The organism is Ralstonia pickettii (assembly GCF_001699815.1).
Classification (GTDB): domain Bacteria; phylum Pseudomonadota; class Gammaproteobacteria; order Burkholderiales; family Burkholderiaceae; genus Ralstonia; species Ralstonia thomasii.
On record NZ_MCGB01000105.1, the window covers coordinates 1 to 11,152 of the forward strand.

Sequence of the window (11,152 nt, forward strand, 5' to 3'; positions counted from 1 at the left end):
GCCCACCATGTGCGGTTGCACCCTCATCTACCCATTTCGAACCAAGGGGTTTCACTAGGTTGCACCTTCAAGATCGCCAGGCGTATGATCCGCCCAATTTGCCGGCCACAAGCTAGGCAATGGCAGCTCTGGATAGGAACCCACATGGCTACAACCACCCTCGGGGTCAAGCTGGACGATGCTTCGCGTGAACGCCTCAAGCGCGTTGCGCAGTCCATTGACCGCACGCCGCACTGGCTGATCAAGCAGGCGATCTTCACGTATCTGGACCAAGTGGAGCGGGGGCAGCTGCCAAATGACGCAAACGGCACGGCGGCGGATGGCCTCCCGTCCGCCGCCGCCGCCGTCTCCGACGTGCATGACGGCGATGACGCCGCGGTGCAACCGTTCCTCGAATTTGCGCAAAGCGTGCAACCGCAGTCGGTTCTGCGCGCGGCCATCACCGCAGCCTACCGCCGCCCTGAAACCGAAGCCATTCCGATGCTGCTCGAGCAGGCCCGCCTGCCGGGCGCGCTCGCCTCGGAAGCCAAGCAGCTCGCGCGGGATCTGGCCGGCAAGCTGCGTACGCAAAAGGTCGGCACCGGCCGTGAAGGGCTGGTGCAGGGCCTCATTCAAGAATTCTCCCTGTCGAGCCAGGAAGGCGTGGCGCTGATGTGCCTGGCCGAAGCGCTGCTGCGCATTCCGGACAAGGCCACGCGCGACGCGCTCATCCGCGACAAGATCAGCAACGGCAACTGGTATTCGCATGTCGGCCAGAGCCCGTCGCTGTTCGTGAATGCCGCCACCTGGGGTCTGCTGCTCACGGGCAAGCTGGTGGCCACGCACAACGAAGCAGGGCTGTCGAAGGCGCTCACGCGCATCATCGGCAAGAGCGGCGAACCGCTGATCCGCAAGGGTGTGGACATGGCGATGCGCCTGATGGGCGAGCAGTTCGTCACCGGCGAAACCATTTCCGAAGCGCTGGCCAACGCGCGCAAGTTCGAGGCCGAAGGCTTCCGCTACTCCTACGACATGCTCGGCGAGGCCGCGATGACGGAGGAAGACGCGCAGCGCTACCTCGCGTCGTACGAGCAGGCCATCCGCGCGATCGGGCAGGCCTCGGGCGGGCGCGGCATCTACGAAGGGCCGGGCATCTCGATCAAGCTGTCGGCGCTGCACCCGCGCTACAGCCGCGCGCAGTACGACCGCACGATCAACGAGCTGTATCCGCGCGTGAAGGCGCTGGCGATGCTGGCGCGTGAATACGACATCGGCATCAACATCGACGCCGAAGAGGCCGACCGCCTGGAACTGTCGCTCGACCTGCTCGAGCGCCTGTGCTTTGCGCCCGAGCTGGCCGGCTGGAACGGCATCGGCTTCGTGGTGCAGGGCTACCAGAAGCGCTGCCCGTTCGTGCTCGACTACATCATCGATCTGGCTCGTCGCAGCAAGCACCGCCTGATGATCCGCCTCGTAAAGGGCGCGTACTGGGACAGCGAGGTCAAGCGCGCCCAGGTCGACGGCCTGGAGGGCTACCCGGTCTACACGCGCAAGGTCTACACCGACGTGTCGTACCTGGCCTGCGCGCGCAAGCTGCTGGCCGCGCCGGAGGCGATCTTCCCGCAGTTCGCCACGCACAACGCGCACACGCTGGCGGCCATTTACCACATGGCCGGCCAGAACTATTACCCCGGCCAATACGAATTCCAGTGCCTGCACGGCATGGGCGAGCCGCTGTACGAGCAGGTCGTCGGCAACAAGCCGGGCAAGCTGAACCGCCCGTGCCGCATCTACGCGCCGGTCGGTACGCACGAAACGCTGCTGGCCTACCTGGTGCGCCGTCTGCTGGAAAACGGCGCCAACACCTCGTTCGTGAACCGCATTGCGGACGAGTCGATTCCGCTGGACGACCTCGTCGCCGACCCGGTGGCGGTGGTGGAAAAGATGCACGCCGATGAAGGGACGCTCGGCCTGCCGCATCCGAAGATTCCGCTGCCGCGCGCCCTTTACGGTGACGTTCGCGCAAACTCGTCGGGCATCGACCTGGCGAACGAGCAGCGCCTGGCGTCGTTGTCGTCCGCCCTTCTTGCCGGCACCAGCACGGTCTGGACCGCCGAGCCGACGATCGGCGACGCATCGTACGTGGGTGGCGCGCCGCAGCCGGTGCGCAATCCGGCGGACCTGCGCGACATCGTCGGCCATGTGACGGAAGCCACCGAAGCCGATGTGGATGCCGCGCTGTCGGCCGCCACCGCCGCCGCCCCGATCTGGCAAGCCACGCCGCCGGAAGCGCGCGCTGCGCTGCTCGATCGCGCCGCCGACTTGATGGAAGGCGAGATGCAGCACCTGATGGGCCTGATCATCCGCGAGGCCGGCAAGACGCTGTCCAACGCCATCGCCGAGGTGCGCGAAGCCGTCGACTTCCTGCGCTATTACGCGGCGCAGGTGCGCGGTGGGTTCTCCAACGACACGCACCGTCCGCTGGGCCCGGTGGTCTGCATCAGCCCGTGGAACTTCCCGCTGGCGATCTTCACCGGCCAGGTCAGCGCCGCGCTGGCTGCGGGCAACCCGGTGCTGGCCAAGCCCGCTGAACAGACCCCGCTGATTGCGGCGCAAGCCGTGCGCATCCTGCGCGAAGCCGGCGTGCCGGCCGGTGCCGTGCAACTGCTGCCGGGCCGCGGTGAGACTGTCGGCGCGGCGCTGGTGAAGGACGGGCGCACCAAGGGCGTGATGTTCACCGGCTCGACTGAAGTCGCGCGCATCCTGCAGCGCACGCTTGCCGGCCGCCTGGATGCCAACGGCGCGCCGATTCCGCTGATTGCCGAGACCGGCGGTCAGAACGCGATGATTGTCGATTCGTCGGCGCTGGCTGAGCAGGTGGTGGCCGATGTGCTGTCGTCTGCGTTTGATTCGGCAGGCCAGCGTTGTTCGGCGCTGCGCGTGCTGTGCCTGCAGGATGACGTCGCCGACCGCGTGCTCGCGATGCTCAAGGGTGGCATGGCCGAGCTGGCGATGGGCAATCCGGATCGTCTCGCCACCGATGTCGGCCCGGTGATCGACGCCGAAGCGCGCGACAACATCGTCGGCCACATCGAAGCGATGCGCGCCAAGGGCCGCCGTGTGCATCAGGCACCGGTGCCGGCCGCATGCGCGCACGGCACGTTCGTGCCGCCGACGGTGATCGAACTCGACAGCCTGTCGGACCTGACGCGCGAGATCTTCGGCCCCGTGCTGCACGTGGTGCGCTGGAAGCGTACGGCGGACAACGCTGGCCTGACCAAGCTGGTCGAACAGATCAACGGCACGGGCTACGGCCTGACGCTGGGCATCCACACGCGCATCGACGAGACCATCGCACACGTGGTCGACCGCGCGCACGTCGGCAACCTGTATGTGAACCGCAATATCGTCGGCGCCGTGGTGGGCGTGCAGCCGTTCGGCGGCGAAGGGCTGTCGGGTACGGGCCCGAAGGCCGGCGGCCCGCTGTATCTGCTGCGTCTGCTGTCGACCTGCCCGCAGGACGCCATGCGCACCGCAATGCAACTCACCGCTGGTGCCGGTACGGAGGTCGATACCGACGCGCGCCGCGCGCTGCTGGCGCCGTTCGATGCGCTGACGGAATGGGCACGCCAGCAATCGCCGGAACTGGCGGCGCTGTGCGAGCGCCTGGCTGCAGCCTCGGCCACGGGCGCCACCGCCACGCTGCCCGGCCCGACCGGCGAGCGCAACACCTACACGCTGTTGCCGCGCGAAGCCGTGCTGTGCGTGGCGGCCGATCCGGCGGATTGGCTGCGCCAACTGGCGGCCGTGCTGGCTGTCGGCAGCGTGGCCGTTGTGCAGGAAAACCCTGCCATCGAAGCAGTACTTCGGGGCTTGCCGGCGGCAGTACAATCGCGCGTCCGCGTGGTCGGCTCGACCGACGAAGCGGCGTTTGATGCGGTGCTGCATCACGGCGATTCGGACCATCTGCGCGCCATCTGCGAAGGACTGGCACGACGTGCCGGCCCGATCGTGGGGGTGCAAGGCCTGCCGCACGGCGGGGAAGGGCTGGCGCTGGAGCGCCTGCTGATCGAGCGTTCGCTGTCGGTCAATACGGCCGCCGCGGGTGGCAACGCCAGCCTGATGACCATCGGCTGACGGGGAGCACGAGCAGGATTCGCGGTTCCATTCGCACGACGGGTGCGGATGGGATGCGAAGCGGGAGGAGGGCGACGGTGATCCCGTCGCGCTATTGATCCAAATTGCGTTTGAACTAGGAGACGCACAAATGAAATTGAAGCAACTGTGTCTGGCGGCAGCACTGTGCACGCTGGCGGGTGGTGCAATGACGGCGGCATCGGCCCAGGAAGTCATCAAGCTGGGCTTTGCTGCCCCGATGTCGGGTCCGCAAGCGCAATACGGCACGGACATGAAGAACGGCGCGACGCTGGCCGTTGAAGAGTTCAACGCCACCAAGCCGAAGATCGCCGGCAAGGACGTCAAGTTCCAGCTCATGGCGGAAGATGACCAGGCTGACCCGAAGACCGGTACGGCAGTCGCCCAGAAGCTGGTGGACAGCGGCATCAAGGGCATGCTCGGCCACTTCAATTCGGGTACCAGCATCCCGGCGTCGCGCGTGTACAACCAGGCCGGCATCGCGCAGATCGCCATGGCAACCGCGCCGGAATACACCAAGCAAGGCTACAAGACGACGTTCCGCATGATGACTTCCGATACCCAGCAGGGTTCGGTGGTCGGCACGTTCGCCGTCAAGAAGCTGGGCTACAAGAACATCGCCATCGTGGATGACCGCACGGCCTACGGCCAGGGTCTGGCCGACGAGTTCGAGAAGGCTGCCAAGGCTGCCGGCGCCACCATCGTGCGTCGCGAATTCACCAACGACAAGGCCAGCGACTTCAAGGCCATCCTCACGCAGATCAAGAGCAAGAACCCGGACGCCGTGTTCTACGGCGGCGCCGAAGGCCAATCGGCGCCGCTGCTCAAGCAGATGCGCGAGCTGGGCATGAAGTCCACGCTCATGTCGGGCGAAATGTCCAAGACCGACGACTTCATCAAGCTGGCCGGCCCGCAAGCGGCGGAAGGCATGGTGGCATCGCTGGCCGGTCTGCCGCTGGAGCAGATGCCGGGCGGCGCTGGCTACAAGGCCCGCTATGAGAAGCGTTTCGGCACGCCGGTGCAGACGTACTCGCCGTACGCCTACGACGGCGCGATGGCCCTGATGAAGGCGATGGTGGCTGCGGGTTCGTCCGACCCGGCCAAGTACCTGCCGATCCTGGCTGCCACCAACACGCAAGGCGTGACCGCCAAGCACTACGCCTACGACGACAAGGGCGACCTGAAGGACGGCGGCATCACCGTCTACAAGGTCACCGGCGGCAAGTGGACGCCGCTGGAGAGCGTGGGCGGCAAGTAATCCGACCGGCTCTCAGCCATTCGCAGTATGAAAACCGCCCTCCGGGGCGGTTTTTCTTTTCCGGCGGCCAGAGGCGCAGAACATAGAGTTGTCGCCATCTGCATCCAAAATCATCGATCTATTATTAAATATCGTGTAACAAGGGCCTAACGCGTGTCAGTGCTTGGCTGACTTTCCCGAAGGGGTGCTTCGGGTACCATGTCGCCCATGACAGGACTTCACGATCTCTTCCCTTCGTGGCCGCCCGCGCCTGGCGGTCTTTTCTGGATCGGCCTGGCGCTGGTCGGCGCGGCGCTGTGTGGCGAGTTTGCGCGTGCGGCGCTCAAGCTGCCCCGTATCGTCGGCTATGCGGCGGCGGGGCTGGTGGCCGGCGTGCTCGGCCGCCCGCTCATCGACACCGACATGCTCGACCAGACCCACATCCTGATCGAGATGGCGCTGGCGTTGGCGCTGTTCGAGCTGGGGCACCGGCTGTCGTTCGAGTGGCTGCGTGCCAACCGTTGGCTGTTGCTCACCAGTGGCTTCGAGAGCCTGCTGACTTGGGGCCTGGTCACCTGGGTGTTGCAGCTGTTTGGCGTGACGGCGTCGGTGGCGGTGGCCGCAGGCGCCATCGCGGTGGCCACGTCCCCGACGGTGCTCCTGCAACTCAAGAACGAACTGCGCGCCGAAGGCCAGGTGACGGAGCGATTGCTCTCGCTGGGCGCGCTCAACAGCATCTACGCAAGCGTGCTGGTGCCGCTGACCGCCGGCTGGCTGCACAGTGAATACGGCCACTGGGCGGCGGCGCTGATCCACCCGCTCTACCTGCTGGCAGGTTCCGTGCTTCTGGCCTGGGTGGTCGGCAAGGTGGGCCATGCGCTGTATCACCGCATGGCGGGTGACGATCACTATGCATTCCTGGTGCTCGTCGGCCTGGTGCTGTTTGCACTGGCGATGGCCAAGCTGCTCAAGCTGTCGGTACCGCTCACGCTGCTGTTGGCAGGCGTTGTGTTCAAGCATCAGGACGATCACCCGCGCGTGTGGCCGTCGCACTTCGGTAGCGCGGGCAGCATCCTGATCGTGGTGATGATCGTGTCGCTCGGCTTGCCGCTCAAGGCGTCGGACTGGGTGATTGGCGGTGTGGCGGCGGTGGCGTTGGTGCTGTCGCGCTTTATCGCCAAACTGGCGGCCACGACGGCGCTGGGCTCGTTCACGGGCCTGTCGATGCGGCAGAGCATCGCGCTGGGCCTGGCCCTTGGGCCCATGTCCGGACTGTCATGGTTGCTGATGCACGATACGGCGGCTTTGTATCCGCAAACCGGTGGTCCGCTGGCGGCCATCATCCTGTGCACGCTGGCGATCCAGCAGATTGCTGCGCCGATCCTGACCGCGCGTTCGCTGCGCTGGGCAGGTGAGGTGCGACAAGACGAAGGGAGGCACTGAGCCCCATGTCCCTCGAACCATTCTCGAAATCCGAAGCCCTGACGTTTGGCGTCGAGCTGGAATTGCAGCTCGTCAATCGTCATGACTACGACCTTGCCTCGGCGTCGCCCGACCTGCTGCGCATGCTCAAGGGCAAGGAATACCCCGGCGACATCAAGCCGGAGATCACCGATTCGATGATCGAAATCTCCACCGGCATCTGCCACAGCCATGACGAGGCACTCTGGCAGTTGCGCGAGATGCGCGACCGCATGGCTGAAGCCGCCACGGCGCTGAACATCGGCATCTGCGGCGGCGGCACCCATCCGTTCCAGCAGTGGAGCCAGCGCCAGATTTCACAATCGCCGCGCTATCAGTACATCTCGGATCTGTACGGTTACCTCGCCAAGCAGTTCACCGTGTTCGGGCAGCACGTGCATATTGGCTGCCCGAATCCGGACGATGCGCTGTACCTGCTGCACGCCATGTCGCGCTACGTGCCGCACTTCATTGCGCTGGCCGCGTCGTCGCCGTTCGTGCAGGGCGTGGATACGGGGTTTGCTTCCGCGCGCATGAACTCGGTCAGCGCCTTCCCGATGTCGGGCCGCGCGCCGTTCGTGCTGACGTGGGACGCCTTCATCGCGTACTTCGACAAGATGCACGCCACCGGCGTCATCGAAAGCATGAAAGACTTCTATTGGGACATCCGCCCCAAGCCTGAATTCGGCACGATCGAAGTCCGCGTGATGGACACCCCGCTGACCGTTGAACGCGCCGCCGCCATCGCCGCCTATATCCAGGCGCTGGGCCGCTGGCTGCTGCTCGATCGCCCGTTCATGCCCGTGGAAGACGATTACCTCGTCTACACCTTCAACCGCTTCCAGGCATGCCGTTTTGGACTGGCCGGCGAATACGTCGACCCGGCCACGGGCAACCGTGGCGCGCTCGCCGATCACATCCTGGAAACAAGCAAGCTGCTGTCGGCGCATGCCGAGGCGCTGTCGTCCGAAGGCGCGCTCGACATGGTGCGGGAGGTGGTGGAGGCGCGCGACGCCGATGCGGAATGGATCCGCGCGGCGCAACGTGAAACCCGCAACCTGCATGAGACCGTGCGACGCGGTTGCGGGCGCTGGACACAGGCGGCAACGCAGCCCGCCTGACGCATCGAAGAACGGTCAGTCGCTGCGGACCGTTCCCGGCGCTTCCAGCCAGCGCTGCATGAACACGAGGTCGAGCCACTGGCCATGCTTGATGGCGGCCTCGGGCATGCGGCCCACTTCCTTGAAGCCGAGCTTTTCATGCAGGCGGATCGAGCCTGCATTGGCACCGTCGATGGCGCCCACCATCAGGTGTTTGCCCAGGGCAGCGGCACGTTCGCAGAGCGCTTCGACCAGCAGGCTGCCCAGCCCCTTGCCGCGCCAGTCGCGGTGAATGTGCACCGAGTGCTCGACGGTGGTGCGAAAGCCCGGGTAGGGCCGGAAATCCCCAAACGATGCAACGCCTGCCACCTGCCCGTCATCGTCGGCCACCAGCACCGGATACCCCTGCGTGGCACGCAAGGCCAGCCACGCGGTGCGGTCTTCCAGCGTGACGGGTGTTTCGGTGTAGATCGCATTGGAGGTGGCGATCACGTCGTTGTAGATGGCGAGGATGGCCGGCAGGTCGGCCTGCGTTGCGTCGCGGAGCAGCATGTTGCGGGATGGGTTCAGTGAGTCGGACGCACCGCGAGAACGCGGCGCGCGAAGGCCCAGCATACCAAGGCGAACACGATCAGCCCAAGCCATTGCGCCGTGCCTTCAAACGACGCGCCCACGATCGCCAGCGGCGCATCCTTGCCCGTGGCGCCGATCACTGCCGCCATCAGCACACCCACCAGGCTTTCACCCACGATCAGGCCCGACGCCAGCAGCACGCCGTGGCGGTTCGGCACCTCGGCATAGCGCGCATATGGCACGCCGGCGGCCTGTGCACGCCTGGCAAGAATTTTCTCGATGACCCACGCCAGCACCGCGCCGGCCACCAGCACCGTGCTGATCGTCGGCGGCAGGTAGATGCCAATACCGACTGCCAGCACGGGCAGCCGGGCGACACCGCCACGCTGCTTGAGCGCCCAGTCCACAGCGATCAGCAACACGCCGATGACGACGCCTGCAATCACCATGTTCCATTCCAACTGATGCGTGAAGATGCCGGTGGCGATGGCCGTCATGAGCGTGGCCTGCGGTGCGGACAGCGCCTGCGCGGCGTCCATGCCGGCACGCGGCAACGCGCCCGGGAAGCCATACGCGTTGTACAGCAGCTCCAGCACCGGCGAGATGACTGCCGCGCCCGCCACGCAGCCGATCAGCAGCGCCACCTGCTGGCGCCACGGCGTAGCCCCGACCAGCCAGCCGGTCTTCAGATCCTGCAGGTTGTCGTTGGAGATGGTCGCCACGGCCACCACGGCCGACGTTGTGAAGATCGCCAGCGCAATGCCCAGCTTGCTCGCTTCGGGCGAACCCACGATGCCGTTGTCCGCGCCGATGGCCAACAGCAGCAGCGACACCAAGGTGATGGCGATGATGCCGATGCCCGAGATCGGGCTCGACGACGAACCGATCAGCCCGGCCATGTAGCCGCACGCCGCCGCCACCAGAAAGCCGAACACCACTGCAAAGATCACCGCGCAGGTGATCAGCGTCCAGCGCGAGCCGACCGACAGCATGGTCGGCGCCAGGAATGCGGCAAAGGTGATCACCAGCACCACGACCATGGCCAGCGTGACCAGCAGAATCCAGCGCGGCGCCATGTCCTGCTCGGTGCGCAGCGCGCCATCAGCCTTCGGGCGCAGGCTGCCAAACGAGCGCTTCACGCCTTGCACCACCGGGCCGATCAGCGTGCCCAGCGTCCACACGGCCGCCACCGCAATCACGCCTGCGCCGATAAAGCGCACCTGCGTGCGCCACACATCCGTGCCGAACGCAGAGAGCGCCTTGCCGGCCGGCATCGGCGTGATGGAGGTCAGATACGGCACGGCGATGCCCCAGGCGATCACCAGGCCCACCAGCATGGCCAGCCCGGCCACCAGGCCAATCAGGTAGCCCGCGCCCAGCAGCGCGGTTGAAAAGCCCAGCGGCAAGCGCACCACCGCAGCACCGGCTGCGAACCACCAGCTCGCGCCTTCGCCCAGCAGGCGCAGGCCGCTGGTGGCAAACGCCACGATGGCCGCGACGACGCCGCCCGCGGCCAGATCGCGCATGCCGGTGGCGGCGGGCACCGCATCGCCATCGGCCGCATCTTCACCGTCCGCCGACTGGCCGCTGCCCACGCGCAGGATTTCTGCTGCTGCGACGCCTTCGGGGTAAGGCAGGTCGCTCTGCACCACCATCGCGTGGCGCAGCGGAATCGTGAACACCACGCCCAGCATGCCGCCCGCCATGCAGACTCCAAACGTTTGCCAAAACGGGAAGCCTTGCCAGTGCCCGATCATCACCAGGCCGGGCAGGATGAAGATGATCGAAGACAGCGTCCCGGCCGCAGACGCCTGCGTCTGCACCATGTTGTTCTCGAGGATGTTCGTGCCGCCGAGCATGCGCAGCACCGCCATCGAAATCACCGCTGCGGGAATCGCCGATGAGAACGTCAGGCCGACTTTCAGGCCCAGGTACACGTTTGAAGCGGTAAAGATCACGGTGATGATCGCGCCAAGGATCATGCCGCGCAGCGTCAGCTCTGGCAGGGTCGCTGCCCGAATGTGCTGGGGAGGATGGAGGGATTGCATCCTGCGGGTCTCCAAAGAAGGTTCTTGTGGCGCGGATTATAGGAGTGGACGGGGGCGGGGGCGCGGTGGATTTTTTTGGGGTGTCCTCTAGATTTTTTGTTTTTGGTGCACCCCTTGTTTCATCCCCTGCCGGGAACGAAAGGGAGATGGACCACCAGCGCTAAAATCCGCAAAGGATCAATCTCCAACTGCCACCGCACCCCCTTCACCGTCTTGCCGATCCCCGCAAACCCCTCAGTCCAGGCAGTCAAAAGCTTCTGCAAAGCCGCCCGAGAACCCGACTCCACCAGCAACTGCGCCCGCTCGCGGTTGGCCAGCCGCACCATCGTCATCGGCACCGGGTCATGCAAGAACACTGGCGCACCCAATTCAGCAGCCAAGGCTTCACCTGCCGAGCGCGCAGCACTCAAGAATTCAAGCGCCCGCGCGACTTCCTTGTGCTCGGCAGTGAGCAGCGCCTGATAGGCAAACGGCGGTAGCCCGGCCTGCTTGCGCTCCCGCAGCAATTGGCGCGCAAACCCATCGTAGTCGTGCCGAACCAGCGCCTGCAGCGCCGGAGCATCTGGATACCGCGTCTGAATCAGCACCTCGCCCGCCAA

General features: G+C 65.8%; 6 protein-coding genes and 1 pseudogene. 4 read left to right on the forward strand and 3 right to left on the reverse strand.

Translation table 11 applies throughout. The features are described from left to right. The first annotated feature begins 144 nt into the window (after positions 1 to 144). From putA to BEK68_RS22945, 4 genes are all read left to right on the forward strand, one after another. Positions 145 to 4,116: a trifunctional transcriptional regulator/proline dehydrogenase/L-glutamate gamma-semialdehyde dehydrogenase gene (gene putA, locus BEK68_RS22930; RefSeq protein WP_012436717.1), complete on the forward strand. Its 3,972-nt coding sequence runs from the start codon at positions 145 to 147 to the stop codon at positions 4,114 to 4,116. Between the two features lie 130 nt (positions 4,117 to 4,246). Further along, positions 4,247 to 5,392, forward strand: a complete 1,146-nt coding sequence (locus BEK68_RS22935) for a branched-chain amino acid ABC transporter substrate-binding protein (protein WP_004628665.1) — start codon at positions 4,247 to 4,249, stop codon at positions 5,390 to 5,392. A gap of 198 nt (positions 5,393 to 5,590) precedes the next feature. Beyond that, positions 5,591 to 6,814, forward strand: coding sequence for a cation:proton antiporter (locus BEK68_RS22940; protein WP_012436716.1), 1,224 nt, complete (start codon positions 5,591 to 5,593; stop codon positions 6,812 to 6,814). Positions 6,815 to 6,819: 5 nt separating this feature from the next. Then, positions 6,820 to 7,953 carry a YbdK family carboxylate-amine ligase gene (locus BEK68_RS22945; protein ID WP_004628670.1) on the forward strand — a complete coding sequence of 378 codons (1,134 nt, stop codon included), beginning with the start codon at positions 6,820 to 6,822 and terminating at the stop codon, positions 7,951 to 7,953. A gap of 15 nt (positions 7,954 to 7,968) precedes the next feature. Here the strand turns inward: BEK68_RS22945 and BEK68_RS22950 are convergent, their stop codons facing one another. From BEK68_RS22950 to BEK68_RS22960, 3 genes and pseudogenes are all read right to left on the reverse strand, one after another. Beyond that, positions 7,969 to 8,484 carry a GNAT family N-acetyltransferase gene (locus BEK68_RS22950; protein ID WP_012436715.1) on the reverse strand — a complete coding sequence of 172 codons (516 nt, stop codon included), beginning with the start codon at positions 8,482 to 8,484 and terminating at the stop codon, positions 7,969 to 7,971. 14 nt (positions 8,485 to 8,498) lie between these two features. Next, positions 8,499 to 10,553: an OPT family oligopeptide transporter gene (locus BEK68_RS22955; protein WP_012436714.1), complete on the reverse strand. Its 2,055-nt coding sequence runs from the start codon at positions 10,551 to 10,553 to the stop codon at positions 8,499 to 8,501. 119 nt (positions 10,554 to 10,672) lie between these two features. Then, positions 10,673 to 11,152: pseudogene (locus tag BEK68_RS22960) on the reverse strand (primosomal protein N'); the annotation flags it as partial.